This window comes from Halorubrum sp. Ib24 (assembly GCF_002252745.1).
In the GTDB taxonomy this organism is placed as follows: Archaea; Halobacteriota; Halobacteria; order Halobacteriales; family Haloferacaceae; genus Halorubrum.
Genome location: NZ_NHOX01000028.1, coordinates 108740 through 127368, shown reverse-complemented (window position 1 = coordinate 127368; position 18629 = coordinate 108740). Strand labels below are relative to the sequence as shown.

The 18629-nt window shown below is 63.1% G+C and carries 19 protein-coding genes and 1 pseudogene; 13 read left to right on the top strand and 7 right to left on the bottom strand.

What is annotated here, in order from left to right; translation table 11 throughout:
- Positions 1-107: 107 nt before the first annotated feature.
- A complete protein-coding gene (locus DJ82_RS07700) occupies positions 108-1646 on the top strand; it encodes a HAMP domain-containing histidine kinase (protein ID WP_094581491.1) in 1539 nt (512 codons plus the stop codon).
- A 123-nt stretch (positions 1647-1769) separates the two neighbouring features.
- On the opposite strand, the gene DJ82_RS15280 is transcribed toward DJ82_RS07700, so the two are convergent.
- Entirely contained in the window at positions 1770-2036 is a 267-nt protein-coding gene (locus DJ82_RS15280) for a hypothetical protein (RefSeq protein WP_094557148.1), read from the bottom strand.
- 178 nt (positions 2037-2214) lie between these two features.
- On the opposite strand from DJ82_RS15280, the gene DJ82_RS07690 reads away from it, so the two are divergent.
- The 5 genes from DJ82_RS07690 (at position 2215) to DJ82_RS07670 (ending at position 5419) form a co-directional block, all read left to right on the top strand.
- Positions 2215-2730: a redoxin domain-containing protein gene (locus DJ82_RS07690; protein WP_094524496.1), complete on the top strand. Its 516-nt coding sequence runs from the start codon at positions 2215-2217 to the stop codon at positions 2728-2730.
- A 130-nt stretch (positions 2731-2860) separates the two neighbouring features.
- Positions 2861-3292, top strand: coding sequence for a hypothetical protein (locus DJ82_RS07685; protein WP_094524495.1), 432 nt, complete (start codon positions 2861-2863; stop codon positions 3290-3292).
- Positions 3293-3295: 3 nt separating this feature from the next.
- Positions 3296-3577 carry a hypothetical protein gene (locus tag DJ82_RS07680; RefSeq protein ID WP_094581490.1) on the top strand — a complete coding sequence of 94 codons (282 nt, stop codon included), beginning with the start codon at positions 3296-3298 and terminating at the stop codon, positions 3575-3577.
- 24 nt (positions 3578-3601) lie between these two features.
- A complete protein-coding gene (locus DJ82_RS07675; RefSeq protein ID WP_198948040.1) occupies positions 3602-4492 on the top strand; it encodes a sulfite exporter TauE/SafE family protein in 891 nt (296 codons plus the stop codon).
- 174 nt (positions 4493-4666) lie between these two features.
- On the top strand, positions 4667-5419 hold the full coding sequence (locus tag DJ82_RS07670; RefSeq protein ID WP_241881462.1) for an NAD(P)H-hydrate epimerase: 753 nt from the start codon (positions 4667-4669) through the stop codon (positions 5417-5419).
- Positions 5420-5440: 21 nt separating this feature from the next.
- Here DJ82_RS07670 and DJ82_RS07665 read toward each other — a convergent pair whose 3' ends face one another.
- Positions 5441-5854, bottom strand: a complete 414-nt coding sequence (locus DJ82_RS07665; RefSeq protein ID WP_094524491.1) for a hypothetical protein — start codon at positions 5852-5854, stop codon at positions 5441-5443.
- Between the two features lie 245 nt (positions 5855-6099).
- On the opposite strand from DJ82_RS07665, the gene tnpA reads away from it, so the two are divergent.
- Positions 6100-6480 (top strand): IS200/IS605 family transposase, encoded by a 381-nt coding sequence (gene tnpA / locus DJ82_RS07660; RefSeq protein ID WP_094581488.1) that lies wholly within the window; start codon positions 6100-6102, stop codon positions 6478-6480.
- Positions 6477-7751 carry an RNA-guided endonuclease TnpB family protein gene (locus tag DJ82_RS07655; protein WP_094581487.1) on the top strand — a complete coding sequence of 425 codons (1275 nt, stop codon included), beginning with the start codon at positions 6477-6479 and terminating at the stop codon, positions 7749-7751. Before tnpA ends, DJ82_RS07655 begins: the two co-directional genes overlap by 4 nt.
- Positions 7752-7803: 52 nt before the next feature.
- On the opposite strand, the pseudogene DJ82_RS07650 reads toward DJ82_RS07655, so the two are convergent.
- From DJ82_RS07650 to DJ82_RS07635, 4 genes and pseudogenes are all read right to left on the bottom strand, one after another.
- Positions 7804-8067, bottom strand: a pseudogene (locus tag DJ82_RS07650) (FAD-dependent oxidoreductase); the annotation flags it as partial.
- A 95-nt stretch (positions 8068-8162) separates the two neighbouring features.
- On the bottom strand, positions 8163-8540 hold the full coding sequence (locus DJ82_RS07645; RefSeq protein ID WP_094581486.1) for a hypothetical protein: 378 nt from the start codon (positions 8538-8540) through the stop codon (positions 8163-8165).
- A 929-nt stretch (positions 8541-9469) separates the two neighbouring features.
- Positions 9470-10759: an MFS transporter gene (locus DJ82_RS07640; protein WP_094581485.1), complete on the bottom strand. Its 1290-nt coding sequence runs from the start codon at positions 10757-10759 to the stop codon at positions 9470-9472.
- 2 nt (positions 10760-10761) lie between these two features.
- Positions 10762-11874 carry an MBL fold metallo-hydrolase gene (locus tag DJ82_RS07635; RefSeq protein WP_094524486.1) on the bottom strand — a complete coding sequence of 371 codons (1113 nt, stop codon included), beginning with the start codon at positions 11872-11874 and terminating at the stop codon, positions 10762-10764.
- Positions 11875-11962: 88 nt separating this feature from the next.
- Here DJ82_RS07635 and DJ82_RS07630 point away from each other — a divergent pair, with 88 nt between their 5' ends.
- From DJ82_RS07630 to DJ82_RS07620, 3 genes are read left to right on the top strand one after another with little or no spacing between them, the layout of a single operon-like run.
- Positions 11963-12697 carry a helix-turn-helix domain-containing protein gene (locus DJ82_RS07630; RefSeq protein WP_094581484.1) on the top strand — a complete coding sequence of 245 codons (735 nt, stop codon included), beginning with the start codon at positions 11963-11965 and terminating at the stop codon, positions 12695-12697.
- Between the two features lie 57 nt (positions 12698-12754).
- The gene (locus tag DJ82_RS07625; RefSeq protein ID WP_094581483.1) at positions 12755-13360 is read left to right on the top strand and encodes a class I SAM-dependent methyltransferase; all 606 of its coding nucleotides are present in this window, start codon (positions 12755-12757) and stop codon (positions 13358-13360) included.
- 38 nt (positions 13361-13398) lie between these two features.
- Positions 13399-14208, top strand: coding sequence for a nucleoside phosphorylase (locus DJ82_RS07620; protein WP_094524483.1), 810 nt, complete (start codon positions 13399-13401; stop codon positions 14206-14208).
- A gap of 742 nt (positions 14209-14950) precedes the next feature.
- Here DJ82_RS07620 and DJ82_RS07615 read toward each other — a convergent pair.
- A complete protein-coding gene (locus tag DJ82_RS07615) occupies positions 14951-15295 on the bottom strand; it encodes a co-chaperone YbbN (protein ID WP_241881461.1) in 345 nt (114 codons plus the stop codon).
- 159 nt (positions 15296-15454) lie between these two features.
- Here DJ82_RS07615 and DJ82_RS07610 point away from each other — a divergent pair, with 159 nt between their 5' ends.
- Together DJ82_RS07610 and DJ82_RS07605 are read left to right on the top strand one after the other, a co-directional pair.
- Entirely contained in the window at positions 15455-17509 is a 2055-nt protein-coding gene (locus DJ82_RS07610) for a glycoside hydrolase family 15 protein (RefSeq protein WP_094581482.1), read from the top strand.
- 175 nt (positions 17510-17684) lie between these two features.
- Positions 17685-18626 (top strand): 2-dehydropantoate 2-reductase, encoded by a 942-nt coding sequence (locus DJ82_RS07605; protein ID WP_094581481.1) that lies wholly within the window; start codon positions 17685-17687, stop codon positions 18624-18626.
- Positions 18627-18629: the final 3 nt, after the last annotated feature.

Genomic DNA, 18629 nt, shown 5'->3' with positions numbered 1-18629 from the left:
GAATCGTCTGTGGTCGACAGACGGCTGATCGATGCGACTCCTCACGAGGTAGCGCGGTCGAGCCACACAACCGGTACACTTCTTTACAGGCGGTCAATAATCGAAGTATGGACCGACCGTCTCCGAGCGACAGTCTCGCGTTTAAATCCGAGGGCGTCGCGATAGCGGTCGTCGCGTTCGCGCTGACGCGGGGGACGGTCGCCGACCTGTTGGTGACGGAGAGGAGATTCGCGACGGAAGTGAGCGCGGTACTGGTGTTAGCGGTCGGATTCGGCGTCGTCCTGTACGGGATCAACCTCGCGGTCAGCGCCCGGGACCGGACGTACACCCGGACCGTCCTCGGCTGGTTCCTCGGCGGCGCCGCCGCGGTCGGACTCGTGCTCGGACCGTTGCTGACCGCGGCGTCACCGGGGGACGCCACTGCGACAGCTGCCGCCGTCGGGATCGTCGGCGGCGGCGCGGGATTGCTCGTCGCGATCCGCGGCGCGGAGGCGGACCGACGGCAGGCCACCGTAGACCGGCAAATCGAACAGGCGCGGCTCCTCAATCGGATCCTCAGACACGAGGTCCGGAACTCCGTCACGATCCTCCGGGGCCACTCGGAGATTCTGTTCGAGGAGCGCGAAGAGACCGCCGACCGGAGCAAGACGGCGATCACCGACGCGATCGCGCGGATCGAACGGGCAGTAGACGAGACGCGCTTTCTCACCGTCGGCACGGTCGACGGCGGTAGCGCGCTGGGGCCGGTCCGGCTCGACGAGGCGATCCGGAGACACGCTGAGCGCACGGGTCGCGACGAGTCGGCGGTGTCGGTCCCGTCGGTGACGATCAGAGCGGACCGATACGTTGACCGGCTGCTCGACGAACTCGTCGCACTCCCTGACTGGTCGGACACCGGCGCCGATCCCCTCGCGGTCGACGTCGGGGATCGGTACGTCGAGTTGTCCGTCACGGCCCCCGGAGCGTGGCTCAGCGCCCGCGAGCGCGACGTGCTCGTCGAGGGAATCCCCGAACAGGAGCGGAACGACGTGGACTACGGCGTCCCGGTCGTCCGGCTCCTCGTCGCGAGATACGGCGGGGATATCGGCGTCGACGACACCGGCGAGGCGGCTACCCTCCGGGTGCGGCTCCCGCGGACCGGCCGAACCGGCACGGGCGACGACACGCCGGGACTCGCGAGCGGGACGCTGTGGCGGACGCTCGGCATCGGGCTGGCGGCCGGCGTCGCGATGGGCGCGTTCTTTCAGACGACGACCGGAACGCTGCCGGTGATCGGCGCGCTGTACGGAGCGTCCGTCTCGTCTGTGGGGTGGGTCGCGCACCTGTTCCACAGCGCCGTGTTCGCGACCGTGTTCACCGTTGTCCGCTCCGAGATACCCGGCAGGCTGCTCGGTGAGTCCGTCGGGGCCAGCGTCGCCGCGGGGGCCGCGTACGGGCTCTTCCTGTGGTTCGTCTTGGCGGGAGTGGTCATGAGCCTCTGGTTGAACGCCGTGGGAGTCGCGACGCCGCTCCCGAATCTCGGCCAGGCCTCGTTCGTCGGTCACCTCCTCTGGGGCGGACTCGTCGGTGCGCTCTCGACGACGCTTCCGCCGCTTCCAGACCGGCAGACGATCCGGGACCGAGTGTTGGCAGCCATCGGTCGGTGACGGGCTGATCGCCACTCGACGGTCGAGCGCTTTCTCGGTTCGGACGAACCGTCCGTGCGCTCTCGACGCACGATCTGAACGCTGTTTACATCCGTTGACTCTGATTTATTGTATGACACTTATTCACAGACAAACCCTGCTCGGCGCCCTCGGGGTCGGGATATCGTCGGTCTCGGGGTGTCTCGGATCCTCCGACGCCGGCGCCGAATCTGGGTCGATTGACGACGGCTCTGACGGATCGAGCGGTTCGGCTGCCGAGGGGCCGCCGACGGTCGAGCGGTCGCTCCCGGCGGCGGCGAAGTCGAATCCCGCGACGCCATTGGCGGCGCCTGCGACCGCGACGACGACGGCGATCGTCGCCGTCAGTTCGATCGAGAGCGCGAGCGTCATACCGCTGCGAAGCGGCGAATGGTCGTAGACGGCTGCTACGTGTGCGGGGCGGAAGCACTGTCTGGCGGGCGGCTCGAGCCCATCGACTTGATCGGATAACCTGACCCGGACCACAGCGTGTGCGATCACACCACACTATCGGCCGGGGCTCATGCCGTCCCGACGCCGACTGACACGTATGCTCCGAACCGGACAGACGGCGCCGACGTTCGAACTTCCGGGTGCGGGCGGCGGACGGATCGACACCCATAGCCTGGCCGAATACACCGATAACGGGTGGGCGGTCGTATTGGTGTTTTATCCGTTCGACTTCCATCCGGTCTGTACGACACAGATGTGTACGCTGCGGGACAGTGAGGCGCTGTCGCTGCTGGAGAACACCGTCGTCCTCGGTATCTCGACCGACAGCGTCTACAGCCACCGCGCGTTCGCGGAGAAACACCGGATCGATTTCCCGCTGATCTCGGACAGCGACGGCCGTGTCGCCGAGGCGTACGACGTGCGCGCCGACGAGATGGACGACCACCGCGGGGTCGCGCGCTCGGCGGTCTGCGTGGTCGATCCCGACCGCACCGTCCAGTACGCGTGGCGAAGTGGGGAGACGGACGACGAGCCGGACCTCACGGCCGTCGAACACGCCGCGCAGTGTCACGGCGACGAGTGCGAACTGCCGGACGGGAAGTCGTACCTGTGAGCACTACCGACGACGACGATTACCGGCCGGTAACCCGGTTACCGATCCGTTCGCGCGCTTTTATTGGGTAGTCTCGTATCTAGGTTACTAGAGGTAACCTGCGTCGGTTCGCCGGCGCGTGTCACACATCATGGTAAGCGTATTCACCGGACTGATCGCTGGACTGATCGCGACCGTCGTCATGACGATGTTCATGATGACGATGGGAGACAGCTCGCCGCCGCCGACCGCCGCCCTCTGGGCGAAGTACGTCGGCGACGAGGGGCCCGAGTCGTACATGAAACAGGGCATGCTGCTCCACATGCTGTACGGGGTCGGCGCGGGGGCCGCCTTCGCGGTCGGCGCGACCGCCCTCGTGCTGGATGTCGGCGCGGGAGTCCTCGTCGGGAGCGTACTCTGGGGGCTCGCTTTCGGACTCGTCCTGATGGTCGGCGGGATGATGTTCTGGATGCGGATCGTCCTCGCGATGGAACCCGACCCGAAGACGATGGCTTCGTTCGGCTTCTTCCACGTCGTCTACGGGGTCGTGTTGGGAGCGGGACTCGCGCTGCTCCCGGTGTAAGGCGTGCGCACGAACACGAACGCGGACGGTCGTCGCCCGGGATGTCTGCGCGACGACCGCCCGGTGTGCAGGTGTACCGCGGCGGCCGGCTCGGCGGTCGGTCGCGGGATAGAAGCGGCCGTTCGACGCGCCGCGTTCTGGACGGCGATCGCGTTCCCGGCGGTCTACGTCTTCGCAGCGGTCGATCCCGTCGCGGCGGCACTGCCGGTCGGCTGGCTCCCGCTCGCGATCGCGACGCACCTGCTGTTGCTGTGGGTCGGCCACGGCGCGCACCACTCAGCGTGATCGATGGCGGACGCACTCGCACTGATGACCGGGATCGACCCGCTGCCGCTGCTCTCAGTAGTGTCGGTCGATCGAGTCCTCGATCACTGGTGGGTGTTCCCCGCGTCGGTGCTGTTCTCGATGGTCGCCATCGCGGCCGGTGTCTCGGGCGCGCTCTTTTTCAGCCCGTTCTTCCTGTTGGCCGTCGGGCTCGGTCCCGCGCAGGCGGTCGGCGCGGGCCTGATGACTGAAGTGTTCGGGATGGGGAACGGTCTCCGGTCGTACGTCAAGCAGGGCGTCGTCGACTACGCGACCGCGAAGTGGCTGTTGGTCGGCGCGCTGCCGGCGATCGTGATCGGCTCGTTCGCGGCACATTACGTCCCCGACACGCTGTTGCGCGGCGGGTTCGGCGTCGGGCTGTTCGTGCTCGGCGGGTTCCTGTTGTACTCCGACTCCCCGGAAGAGACCGAACCCGGCGAGCGCGAGGGCGAGTTCCTCGAAAAGAAGAACGCGGAGTGCGGTACCACCGTCGTCACCGCCAGCGGCGGCGAGCGGTTCGTCTACCCGACCTGCTGGCGCCCGCCGGGCGTCGCGCTCGCGGCGCTCGGCGGAGCGATCACGGGATTGATCAGTGCCGGCCTCCCCGAGATCGTGACGACCCAGCTCGTGGCCCGGTGTCGGATGCCGCCGCGGGTCGCCGTCGCCACGTCGGTGTTCGTGCTCGCGATCGCCGCGGTCGCCGGGGCCGCCGTCCACGCGCTGGCCGCGACGCCCGTCTGGTACGTGGTGGTCTGGTCGATCCCAGGGGTGCTTGTCGGCGGGACGATAGGTGCCCGCGCCGGGAAGTACGTCCCGAGCGGGCTCATGGAGCGCGGGCTCGGGATCGTCTTCGGGATCGTCGGTGGGATCGTCCTCGTGACCACATTCGGGGTCTGAGACCGTGGCCGGGTCGGCCTCCCGGAATCCCTCTCCGGCGCAATACACGGCCGCTGGAGGCCCCGGATCGCGGGTGACACGTCATCGCGTGACGAGTCGGCGTTCAGGACACACACTCCCGGGTGGGCCTCGCGGACGACCACCGTTTTTTATACCCGTTTCGAACGGCTACGCGTGGACACGTCTACGTTCGTCGATCCGGACGGTCACCCCGTGACGGCGGTCACAGCCGCAGAGATGCGGGCGGTCGACCGCGTTGCAGTCGAAGAGATCGGTCTCGATCTACCCCGGATGATGGAACACGCCGGTCGAGGGCTCGCTGAGGCCGTCCTTGAGGTCCGATCGAGCAACCGGAGCGAACTCCCCGTCACGGTGCTCGCCGGCAACGGCGGGAACGGCGGCGGCGGGCTGGCGTGTGCTCGGCATCTTGCGAATCGGAACCTCTCCGTCCGAGTCGTTCTCGACCGAGCCCGGGCCGAAGTCGACGGCGTCACCGCGGAACAGCTCTCGATACTGGAAGCGATGGACGTGCCGGTCGAAGCAGCCGACGGCGACTCCGACCCCGACCCCGACATCGACGCGGCGCTCGAGGGTGTCGTCATCGACGCGCTGATCGGCTACGGACTGACGGGCCAACCCCGCGGCGCCACGGCAGAACTGATCGAGGCCGTTGGCAGCGCGTCGGAAGCGACCGTGTCGCTCGACGTCCCCTCCGGCACGAACGCGACGACGGGAGAGCGGCCGGGCGTCGCGGTCGAACCGGATCTCACGGCCACGCTCGCTCTGCCGAAGACGGGGGTCGCCGCGGTCGACGGCGACCTCCTGCTCGTCGATCTCTCGATTCCCTCGACCGCGTACGATCGCCTCGGGATCGGGTACACGAATCCGTTCGGAGAGGCGTTTTCCGTGCCGCTATCGAGGACGTGACGCCCGACACGCGGTACGATCCTATTCGTTCGCCATCTCGTACGCCAGGCGGTGCGGCATCAGCGCCAGCGTCCGGACGATCGCCGCGAGGGCGACGAAGATCCCGACGAGGACGTGCGCGACGCCGCCCAGCTTCAGCCAGAGCAGCACGGACGGGAACGAGTGGATCGCCGCGAGCTGCGAGTTGAGCGCGGTTTCTCCCGCTCTGTCGGCGCCGCCACCGGCGAGGCTCCACCCCGTGTGGGTCGCGAAGTACTCCTCCAACAGCGGGTGGAACGCAGTGATCTCGAGGAAGAGCGCGAACCCGACAAGGAGGTAACCCACGACGGCGAACGCCGCGCCGATCTTGAGCATGCGCTTGATCCCGGCCATCGTCGATTCCATCTCCGCGGTCGTGAGCGGCTGCAACGCGGCCGCCTCGGTCTCTGTCGCCATGTCACTCCCGAAGCGACACCTGACATAAGCGTTGTCTGAGGGGCGCGTGACCGGGTTACGCGTCCGTGACGCGTTCACACACCTGAATCCCGGTTCGTCGGTGAGATAGTTACGGAAGATTCGAGGCGAAAGCCTCGCCCTTCAGGGCGGGGATGAAGCCGACCAACAGTATTCAACCGCTGGCGGTGGCATAGACGGGGTTCCAACGCAGTCTTTAAGCCGCCCGACCGTGATAGTATACATAGATGGTGAAGAGTACCCGTCACGCGAAATATGAACTCTACTACCACATAGTGTTCGTGCCGAAATATCGGCGTTCGCACCTGACGGGGAAGACGAAGGAACGTCTCGAAACCATCTTCGCGGAAATCTGTGAGGACAAGGGCCTCGAACTGGCCGAGTCCGAGGTCATGTCCGACCACGTACACCTGTTCATCGGGAGTCCACCCAAGAACGCCCCGTCACTCATCGTCAACTGGATCAAGGGCATCTCGGCGCGGAAGTACAACCAACGCTACGACGACCGCGTGAAGTGGACTCGTTCGTACTACGTCGGAACAGCGGGGAGCGCCTCGAAGGGCGCTGTCGAACAGTACATCACTGAACAAGGGGGTGAGGACTCATGAAGCGCGTCAACACCTTCGAGGTCGTCCCCCAGACTGAGAACGACAGAGAGTGCCTCCTACGGCTACTCGACGCTTCCGCCTCTCTGTGGAACGAACTCACCTATGAACGCCGTCAGAACTACTTCGATGACGGCGACGTGTGGGACACTTCCGAGTACCGTGGACAGTACAACGGTGTCGTCGGAAGCGCGACCGTTCAACAGGTCACGCGCAAGAACAGCGAAGCGTGGCGATCGTTCTTTGCCCTCAAAGAGAACGGCGAGTACGCCAACCCACCGTCGTACTGGGGCAACGAGGAGGACGGACGCGAACTCCGCACCTACATTCGGTGTAACCAGTACACGATTGAGTGGGGGAAGCGTAGCCGTCTCGAAATTCCTGTTGGGCAAGAACTGAAAGACAAATACGGACTCGGCTACCACGAACGACTTCGCCTCGAAGTCCGAGGCAACCCGAAGTGGGACGGCAAACAGGGTCGTCTGGAACTTGAGTACGACGAGCTGAGCGACACGTTCAGGGCTTTCCAACCAGTCACCGTCCCTGATTCTCGACTGGATTCACCACTGGCTTCGGAAAAAGCCGCCCTCGACGTTGGCGCGAACAATCTCGTCGCCTGCTCCACGACCACTAGGAGCCAGTACCTCTACGACGGACGCGAGTTGTTCGGACGGTTCCGCGAGACGACCGACGAGATCGCCCGCTTACAGTCGAAACTCCGAGAGGGACGCCACAGTTCCAAGCGGATTCGACGGCTGTACCGACAGCGGACGAAACGCCGTGACCACGCACAGAACGCGCTGGTGTGCGATCTCGTTGAACGGCTGTACGACGAGGGCGTGGCGACGGTGTACGTAGGCGACTTGACCGACGTGCTGGAAACACACTGGTCGGTCAGGGTGAACGAGAAGACGCACAATTTCTGGGCGTTCAAGAAGTTCATCCACCGTCTCGCGTGCGTCTGTGAAGAGTACGGCATCTCTCTCGAAGTTGAGTCGGAAGCGTGGACGAGTCAGACATGTCCCGAGTGTGGTGACCACGAGGAGACGGTTCGCAACGAGGATACGCTGACGTGTCCGTGTGGCTTCGAAGGTCACGCCGACCTCACGGCGTCAGAGACGTTCCTTCGAGAACACAGCGATTGCGAAATCAGGCCGATGGCACGGCCCGTGCGATTCGAGTGGGACGACCACGACTGGTCGGGGAAACCACACCCTCACGAAAGTCCCAAAGAAGCGCGCACGAACCCGCAAGTTGCCTCCGTGAGTCGGTAGCCGAACCCCCAACGGAGGAATCCTCGCGCTTTAGCGCGGGGAGGATGTCAAACGAGGCGATCACGTCGCGGTGGAGGGCGCAGCCGTACTCCTCCAGCTGTTCTTTCCCGACCCCGAGCAGCTCGTTCCCGCTCGTCTCCTCTCGCGTGCCGATCAGATTGTGGACCTCCTGCATCATCGCCGCGCGGCCGCCGCCGCGGTCGACCAAGGCGGTCCGGTGGCCTAATCGAGTGCTGTACAGCGCCGCGGTCTGCCCGGCGGGCCCCCCGCCGACGACGACCACGTCGTACGACTCCATCGGTAACGTATCAGACATGATCGTGCCGTCGGCCGGCGCAAAGAAAAACGTGTGTTGTTATCGGGTCGCACAACCGCGGGACGCCTCCTAGACACCGGCGGTTCGCGTCCGATTCAGTCTCGGTACGCGCAGTGGAAGCCGGCGGCGTGCCGGTAGAACGCCGGGAGGACCGTCCCGCGCAGGTCGGCGTCGGGTTCGTCCGCGAACTCCACCCCGGCCCAAGCGCGGGCGTCGTCGACCGCGGCCGCGACGTGCGGCGGGAGTTCGTAGGCGTCGGTCGCGGTGAGATACGATCGCGTGAACGCGTCCGCGAGGCGGTCGAGGAAGCGCTCGGTCGGCTCGAAGCTGTCCCAGCCGTCGGCGACCAGCCGGTAGTAGGTGCGCCGGATCAGTTCCGACCCGTCGTCGATGCCGTGGTCATCGAACGACGCCGTCGTCGTACAGTCGTCGGTTCCGTCGTCTCTGTTCGTGTGGTCTGTGCTCTCGTCCATACCGCTGATGACGTACGGTTACCTTAAGTAACTATAAGAGCTGTGTGGATACATCGCACAGACGGGACGATTCCAGTCTCGGAGCGCGTTACTCGCCGTCCACAGAGCGGTGACCCAGTCGAAATCTTGAGACCGATGCGAAAGGCCTGCTCCACATGAAGGTGACGTCGGCAAGCCATCGCAGTGGTTCTATTGAATACCTATTTTCCGGACACATTACCGTCTGAAACAGCTGTTGGTTAACGAGTGGGGATATATGCCTCTGTTGAAATCCTCTTCTTCAAACATATTATTGCCTGAAACAGCCGGTCAATGAGAACTGCGTATTGATCGTCGTTCAGTGATGCAAGTTCCGTGATGGTTCTGTAATCGTCACACTTTCGTTCAGTGCTGTTCTAATCCAATTCCGTAACTTGCGTATGCACCGGCGGAGATTCTGTATTGCAGCAGGTGGGGGACTCCTCGGAACGTCAGGATGCCTAGAGGCCGGTTTCGAGCAGGGACTTCATTTAGGTGGTGTTGTATTAGCCAACCAGCGAGCAGGCGACATTGTGGTTCAACTTCGGATACAACAGGGAGACACAACGGTCGTCGATAGTGAATATTCGCTAGAACCATCTGATAGCTCTGAATCTGGTATCACTATAGACGACGCGTGGAGCGCTCGTGTAGATCAATACACCGTCACAGTAGGTCTTGACGATGGGATGACAGATTCATTTGTTTACGCAGACGATCAGAGTCACGGGGACTGCACGGTGGCATATGTCGGAATACGGCCTTCTACTTTTCACTTCTCTGCTCACGAAACTCCTGACGAGACATTCTGCTCTACAACCAGTGATTGAGAGATGAATCCTCTGTACTGACCGCGACTGGGTCAGAATATATCACTTGCTGAGGATTTCAACAGAGCCGGATATATTGAACTAGTCTTGAGTGACTGTGTCAGTTGGTCGCTCCGTCGCAGGTGCGGGCGGCTCGTGTGTCCCAAAGTCTGGGTGCGTCTCTTCCATCCAGACGTACACGATGGCGCCGGAGATGAACATGAGAAGTGCAGTCATGTAGAATGCGGCTTCGGCGCTGACGAGCTCCATCGAAAGTCCGATCAGGATTGCACCGACTGCGTAGCCGGAGTCACGCCACATTCGATAGACACCCATACCCGCTGACCGCCACGTCGGGTGAGCGGCGTCGCTCGGCACAGTCATCAGGTTCGGATACAGTAATGCCATACCCAAACCGGAGACAGCGGCCAAGACGGCCCACGCGAAATACCCCTCGACGAGCACCATTCCGAGGACGCCGGCCCCTGCGAGGAACATCCCCCAGATCACGGGCGGTCGGCGGCCGATACGGTCAGCGAGCCCACCGGTCGCAATCTGGAGGAAGTACATCGCGCTGTGGACGCCGTCGACGACACCGACAGCCGCAATACCGAGGCCTTGGCTCACCAGATACAGCGGGACGGCGATCCAGAACAGCGTGTCCACGAAGTTCTCGATATGGCCAGCCTGAGCCGCAGCGAACAACGTTCTGTCGCCGTAGGTCGCTCGCTTTACCACCTCGTTGAACGGCAAGTTCGCGTCGCGGTGGTCGTCGTCACCTTCGGCCTGGGCGTACTGGACGGTCTCTTTGATCAGGAAGATCGAGATGAGGAACGCCAGCACGACGACTATTGCGAGGAAGTAGAACGGTTCGGGCCGAAGGCTCCACTGCCCGGCGATGACGCCAGTGAGCCACGCACCGACAGCGACGCCGGTGTATCCGAACGATTCATCGATGCCGACTGCGAGACCGCGCTGGTCGGATCCTGCGAGATCGATCTTCGCGTTGATCGCCATACTCCACGTCAACGCTTGGTTGATACCCAGCAGGATGTTGCCGACCGTGATCCACCCCCAACTCGGAGCGAAGATGAGGATGACCGGTAGGGGGAGTGCCGTCGCCCATCCGGCGACGAGAACTGGCTTCCGGCCGTACTCCTCGCCCCATTTGCCGGCGTAGAGATTGAGGATCGACTTCACAATCCCGAACGAGACGACGAACGAACCGATAACGAGGAACGACGTGACGCCGAGGACGTCCTCTCCCAGAACGGGGACGACGGTCCGTTCGGACCCGATGGTCAATCCGGTGGCGAACACGAGCAGGACGTGTAGCGAGAACTGCCCGAGGTGCTCGCGGATTCCCTGTTTGATTTCAGTACCCGTACTCATGTTTATTCGGCAGCACAGTTGTTGGGACCCAGCTCCAGTTCAGCTAACTCGTCGGTAGGAACCGACTCTCGACCGACGTTCGTTCGCTTGACACGCTCGAAATTCGGGGGATGGTCCGGGATATCCGACGCGAGTTCTTCGACGAACTCGTCGCGGTCGCGGCCGAGGTCCGTGTTCCGTTCTTTGACCTCAGCGAGGGTCGCAGTCACCGGCGGTTCAGGCGAGCCGGGATCGTGTGCAGGCAGCACAACCGCATCGTCTGGCCTGTTCAGCAGCCGCTGAAGGCTCTCGTAAAGCGTCGCAGCGTTCTGTTCGACGTCGGCGTCTTCGATACCGGCTTCGACGCCGAGTTCGACACGCCCGACGCTCTCGTGGAAGAGCGTATCGCCCGTGATCAACACCGCACCGTCGATATCGAACGAGACGCTCCCTTCGCTGTGTCCCGGTGTGTGAATGACCGCGATATCGAGACTGCCGGCCGTGACAGTTTGTCCATCTTCAACCGGCGTCGCATCGATGGCAAGCGCATCCTTCGGGTGGAGATAGTACGGGACGCCGTGACGATCTGCGAGTTCCGCGGCACCCGAGACGTGGTCCGCGTGTGCGTGGGTGTCGAAGACACCGATGAGGTCGGCGTCGTACTCGTCCAGAATCACGTCGTATTCGTCGAGATAGTGTGACGGGTCGAACACTACGGCTTCGCCGTTAGAGATGAGGACGTGTGAGAGGCAGCCTTTCCCCGGGCGTGCAACCTGAATGAGCGTGCCATCGAGATCGACCGGAACCGTCGCCTGCCGGTGTACGCGGCTCCAACCGTTCAGTCCGTCCGTGAGCGTCACCGCGTCGTAGTCCAGTTCTCGGAGCACTTGCGTCGCGGTCTCCGAGACGACACCTGCGGCACAGACGGTAACAATCTCCTCTTCACGGGGGAGGTCCGATAGGTGTTCTTTGGCTTGTTCAGGGTTGTCGGTTAATTCGTCGTAGACATCGACGTTGACACTACCCGGAATATGCCACTCCTCGAAGTCTTCTCGATGGCGAATATCGAGGACGAGTGGCTTGCCGTCGCCATGTCGCAACTGCTCGCTGAGTTTTTCCGGCGAGATATCTTGCATCGGTGTTTGTAGATAGGATTATATTCGCATATGAGTACTGCCGGACATGACCGGCACTGTTAATTCTGACCCGTTCAAAATACGTAGTATGAGCTTGTACGAGGCCTCGATTCGCGTTAAACACGAGTGTCCGTACCGGGAGATCTCGGAACGACATCCGGACTTGACCATCCGTGAGTGGCCGCTGAGCGACTGCCAAGTGCTGGAGATCACGTCAGAGACGACCCCGACCGACGGGCTGCGTGACGATATCGACCACCTCGGAACCGTTCTACACGAATCGAAAGATGACGACGGGTATCACGTTGTCACACAGTCGTGTCTCTGTTCACTCGAACGGTCCATCATCGACCGCTTCGAGAAACACAACTGTCTGTATCAGTCGCCGACGATCTACCGCCAAGGCTGGGAACACTACACCGTAGTAGCATTCGACGGTGAAGACGTCCAGGAGTTACTCGGTGATCTGAGATCCGACAGAGAGATCGAACTGCTCTCGAAGACCTCGATTTCGGAGACGCAGATCCCCCACAGCATGCTGGCTCCGGCGAGTGAACTGTTCGAGGACCTCACTGCCCGACAGCTTGCGGCACTCCAGTTAGCACTGGAAAGTGGGTACTACGAGCAACCGCGGGGGACCTCGCTTCGAGATCTGGCCGATCAGACGGCCGTCGCTCGTTCGACGTACGAAGAACACCTCCGGAAAGCGGAGAACAAACTCCTCACGAACGCGGGACAGTTCCTACGACTGGTTACCGCGACATCCACCGACGACCCGCTACAAGTAGAGAAGACCCGACGAACCGAACGAACCGCCGACTAATCTGTCATCAGTTCGCCAGGCAATAAGTTATTTATTCAATAGCAATCGCCCAATGAGATGAGCGACGTCCGGAGTTTCGTTCGATTCTGTGAGACCGAGTTTGGGACTGCGGTCATGGATCGAGAGGCCGCCTATATCAGACAGCACGTCACCGAAGATGACCGAATTCTGAACGTTGGATGCGGCATCGGGTCACTCGAAGAGCGCCTTTTAAACTACGAAATAATCGGTTTAGATCGCTCGGAGGATATGGTTCAAGCAGCCCGGGACCGAGTTGCTGCACCGATTGTTCTCGGTGATGCGACCGCACTTCCCATTGCAACGGCGTCGGTCGGTACTGTCGTCTTCGTTTCAACGCTCGAATTCATTCCCGAGGTCGATTCAGCGCTTGCCGAGGCGACCCGCGTCCTCGCTTCCGAAGGAGCCCTAGTTGCACTGGTGTTGAACACGCGCTCCGAGTACGTGCAATCGAACCTGCAGCGAGAGGGGTCCTATTTACGGCGGATGATCCACCGAGGTTCTGAGACGCTGACCCAAACGATATTGGAACACGTCGATGGCGAGCAGGGGTTCTTTTTGGGTATCTCCGACGAGGAAGTCTTCGAGAGCTCTGATCCGACGACTGCCGCCATCTCGGCGATAGTCGGGACCCCAACCGGCTGACCACAATATCCTTGTCTGGCCCCGCGAACACGAAAGACATGACCGACTCGCCCGGTTCAGGTTCTTCTCCGCTTTTCGACGCGAAAGAATTCGACGAACCGTCCGTTTTCACACCAGAAGCGCTGCTGGAGAACGCCCGACGGCAAAAAGACCTCCCGGAACGCTCCGTGCCCGATATCTGTCTCCTCGATCCGGACGGTGATATCGTGCGCCACCTGAAGGCCACCGGAGAAGCGGACAAAGTCGAAACGTGGCCCGGCTACCACACTGATCTCTATCGGTTCGAACGGAACGGTAAGGTGTTCGGTATCGTGGGATGCGCTGTTGGGGCATCGTTCGCCGTTCTCGTTGCGGAGCAACTGTTCGCCGCTGGCTGTCGATTTCTCGTTAGCGTAACCTCTTCGGGGCAGATTGTGCTGAAGGATGATCCACCGTACTTCGTTCTCATTGAGCGTGCGCTCCGCGACGAAGGAACGAGCCACCACTACCGTTCGACCAGCCGTTATGCGACTCTCGGTGACGAGCTCAGCGCTCCGGTCGAAGAAGCGTGCAAAACTGTGTCACGTCCTGTGTACACGGGAACGACGTGGACGACGGATGCGCCGTTTCGGGAAACGGAGACTGCGATTGAACGTGCTAGATCAGAAGGAGTTCTTGCCGTCGAAATGGAGGCAGCGGCGCTGTACACGTTCGCCGAGGTTCGAGAGTTGCCAGTCGTTTGCGTCGCTCATGTAACCAATCAGATGGGACAGACCGAGGACGATTTCGAGAAGGGGGAAGCAGCTGGAAGTCAAGATGCGTTAGAGGTGATTGATGCAGCCGCTGCCGCCTGGCAGTCTCTCAATTGAGTAGAAATTCATCAGACGGAGAGGCGGTTACTGACACGAAGTTAGTGGAGCAGCACTGTACGTTGATACGTGTGTTCCCTGTACTGAGCGACTGTTGGTGAAAAACAATCGGCTGCTGAGTATTTCAACAGAGCGGTCGCAGTTCTTCGCCTCCCAGTCGAGAAAACCCCAGCAAGAACGCGAGACCCTGTCGGGAATTGCTAACTTTCCTGTACGAGGAGGAAGTAGCCAAAACGATGCGGGTTCGTGGCCGGCCGTTCTCGTTCTGGCTCCTGTTACGGAGAATCAAGGAGAAAGCCTCGCGCTTCAGCGCGCGGATGAATCCGACAATTCTCTACAGTAACCAGGAACTTCTGGTCGGGTGGTTCAAGTGAGTGATTCTCGTACTACTCGGTAGCCGAGGCGGTCTACCCGCCCATCTAATCGGACAATATCGGGATGGCCCGAACCCACACAGAAAGCACCCTTTCTGTTGTGGATTTCAGGGTGCAGTAAGAAGTACCTCTGAATCCCAAGTCGGGATAGGAGTAACGGTTGATTGACACAGCCAGTAGCCGTCACCGAGACAGCTACAAACAGTAAACACCCCAACCCAGCGGTACGGTGCCGTGGGAATCTTCGCCCTTCAGGGCGGAGAGGATGTCAAGGGCTGAGAATACATCGGGTCCGAACTGATATGCGAAGACGCGTCGACGCCCGCCGCGATCCGATGTCCGCCAGACCGTCTCAGCGCTCCCCGTCCTCACTCCAGCGCCGCCCGAATCGTGTCGGCTCCCGTGACGCCGACGAACCGCTCGATCTCCTCGCCGTCGCGGTAGACCGCGACCGTGGGGATCGACCGGACGCCCGCCTCCGCGGCGAGTCCGTTGTGTTCGTCGGTGTCGACGCCGAGGATCGGCGCGTCGATCATGCCGGACAGCTCCTCGAGGATGGGCGTCTGCTGTTTACACGGACCGCACCAGTCCGCGAAGTAGTCGACGACGACTTGATCGTTCTCTGCGACCGCCTCATGGAACGACTCCGCGCTCTCCACGTCGACAATACCGTCTGTCTTCGCACCGCCGCCGGAAGCCGCGTCAGATGACATATCGGATCGGAGGGCCTACGCCTTCATATCGCTTCCCGAACCACGAGGTAAACGGGTTACCATCGGCTCACCGGCGAAGAGTCGAACATGATCATGCCGAATGGTAACGCAAGTACATTATCGCCTCGGTCTTATCAACGCACCAATCGTTCACCGACCATGCCAGTCGAGTCGAACGCGCCGTCGGTACCGAGTGACAAGGACGCGATTCTCAGCGCGCCGCGCGACGACGGTGCGAACGTCCTCTTGACCGCGAACAGATACGACGATCCTCAGCGCGACCGTCACGGCGCAATTATCGAGGAGACGTCGGCGTTTCGGTCAGACATCGAGTTATTCTACGATCTCCACACACTCGCGTGGAACGCCGACGAGGAACACACGCTGGACGCCCGCGACGACGCCGTTGAGAGCGACGTCTCGTACGCGTCGAGCGAGGTCCCGGAGATAACCCTCGAGAACCGCTTCGACGAGGACGGATCGACCGGGACCCTCACGCAGCGCGTCGTCGCGAGCGTGGACACTTGCGGCCTGCTGATCGAGACAGACGTGGCGTTCGAGACGGTCGCGGAGCGGACCTTCTACACCGTCGCCGACCTCGGAATCCACGGCCACGACCACGAGGACCCCAACGCGGTTCAGGAGGCGTTCGTCACTGAGCGCGACGGCGCGGAGCTAGTGGTCGCGACCGACGGCGACCGGTGGGTGGCGATAGCACAGGACCGCGACGGGGACCGCGATTTCGACGGGCGCCGGATCGGCCACACCGGCGTCACGGAGGGCCCGGACCGGAGCGCGTGGGCGGATATCTACGAGAGGAACCACGGATTCATCGACGACACCGACCGGGCCGAGGGGAACCTCGACGTGGGCGTCGGGCTGTACGTCGGCGAGACCGACGCGGCGTCGTGGCTCACTGGGGTGGGATTCGGGTACGGCGAGGAGGCGGCGGTCGAGCACGCCCTCCGGCTCCTCGACCGCGGTTACGAGTCGGAGCGGGAGTCGTTCGCGGCGGCGTGGGAAGACTGGCACGAGACGGTCTCGGACGGGCCGACAGACGACCCCGATGTCAACGACCTGTACGAGCGATCGCTGACGGCGATGAAGTGCGCGCAGGACGGCTGCTGTGGCGTCATCGCCGGCGCGTTCAAGCCGAGCGATATGACGTACAAGTTCATCTGGCCCCGCGATCAGGTTATCATCACGCAGGCGCTGGTCGCGGCCGGGGCCGAACGCGAGGCGCGACTCGCGCTACGGTGGTTCGACGAGAACCAGATCACCGGCGACGTCGTCGACGACCGCGGCATCGACCGGCACGGGACGTGGTGGCAGAACTACTTCGTCACCGGCGAGGCCCACTGGCGGGCGCTCCAACTCGACCAAATCGGTGGGCCGATATACGCCCACTGGCTCGTTTGGCGGGAGACGGGCGACGACGACCTCCTCGACGAGCACTACGACATGTCCCGGCGCGCCGCCGAGTTCCTCCTCTCGTACGACAACGGCTACGGCTTCCCGGAGAAACACCAGGACCCGTGGGAGGAGATCTGGGGCCACAGCACCGAGGGCACCGCCGCGGCGATCGCCGGACTGCGCTCGATGGGGGAGCTCGCCGACGCGCACAGGGACGAGGCGTTCGCCGAGGAGTGCCGTGAGCGGGCGGCGGTGTGGGCGGATAACTTCGAGAAGTACTGTTTCAAGTCCACGCCGTACGGCGACGCCCTCGTCACGGCGGACAGCCCGGAGACACCGGCCGATCCGCCGGCCGACGCCCGGCCGGACGCGGCGTCGTTCATGGCCGTCTGGCCGTGGAACGTCGCCGACGCCGAGAGCGACGCCGTCACAGCGACCCTCGACGCCGCCGCCGACGAGGCGTGGGTCGCTGGCGACTCGCCCTGTCTCGGGCGGTACCCCGGCGACCGCTACACGCCCACGGGGACCGTCGAAGACGGCGGCTGGCCGCTCTGCGAGGCGTACGCCGACGTCGCCAGGCGGCTCGGCGGGAGCGGCTCGGACGCCGTCGCGGACCACGTGTTCGAGGACGTCCACGAGTGGACGACGACGGCCGGGCTCCTCCCGGAGCCCGTCGACGGAGGCGGTCGGGTCCGCTGGAACTCGAACCTCCAGTGGAGCCAGGCGACGTACCTGCTACTCGTCGAACACCACGTCCGCGACGAGGCGTTCGGGCTCGCGCCAGACGGCGGGACCGACTGACCGGCGTGCGGGAAGGCTCTCCGGCGACGCCCGCCGCGACGAAGAAGTCGTGTCGATCGGCGAACCACCTGGAAACTGCGCGACCGGCGGGAGTAGACAAGGGTTAACACGACCGGTCCGAACCGTACCGAACGATGTCAGACTCCAGTCCGATTCCGACGGAGAGTGAGGGCCGGTGAAGGTCGCGGTGTACGGGGCGGGCGGCGTCGGCGCGTACTTCGGCGGTCGTCTCGCTCGGGCCGGCGCCGACGTCCACCTCATCGCGCGAGGCGACCATCTCGACGCGCTCCGCCGCAACGGCCTTCGCGTCGAAAGCGTCGACGGGGACTTCTCGGCGGATCTCCCCGCGACCGACGACCCGGCCGACGTCGGCCGCTGCGACGTCGTGCTGTTCACGGTCAAATCATTCGACACCGAGGCGGCGGCCCGTGAGCTTGGGCCACTTCTCGGTGACGACACCGCCGTCGTCTCGCTGCAGAACGGCCTCGACAACGAGGAGACGCTCGCCGCCGAGATCGGCCGGGAGCACGTCATGGGCGGTGTCGCCTACATCTTCTCGACGATCGCGGAGCCGGGCGTCGTCGAACACACCGGCGGTCCGACTAGCTTCACCTTCGGCGAACTGGACGGCGCGCACAGCGACCGGGCCGAGCGGTTCTTGGAGCGGTGCGACCGCGCCGACGGAATGGAGGCCGAGCTGTCCGACGCCATACGGACCGATCTCTGGGAGAAGGCCGCGTTCATCTGCGCCCAGGCCGGGATGACCGCGGCGGTGCGCCTCCCGCTAGGCGAGATACGGAGCCACGAGGAATCCCGGGAGATGTACCGACGGATCGTTCAGGAGGCGTGTCGGGTCGGCCGGGCCGCCGGGATCGAGCTCCCGGAAGGGACCGTCGGCCGGTGGATGGAGTTCGCCGAGGGCCTCGGCGCGGACTCGTACTCGTCGCTCCACTACGACATGACGCACGACAAGCCGATGGAGCTCGAAGCCCTCCACGGCGCGGTCGTCCGGCGGGGTCGAGAGCACGGCGTCGCCGTCCCGATGAACGAGGCCGTCTACGCGGTTCTGCAACCGTGGGCGCAGCGAAACCGGTCGAGCAAATCCGACGACTCCTGACTG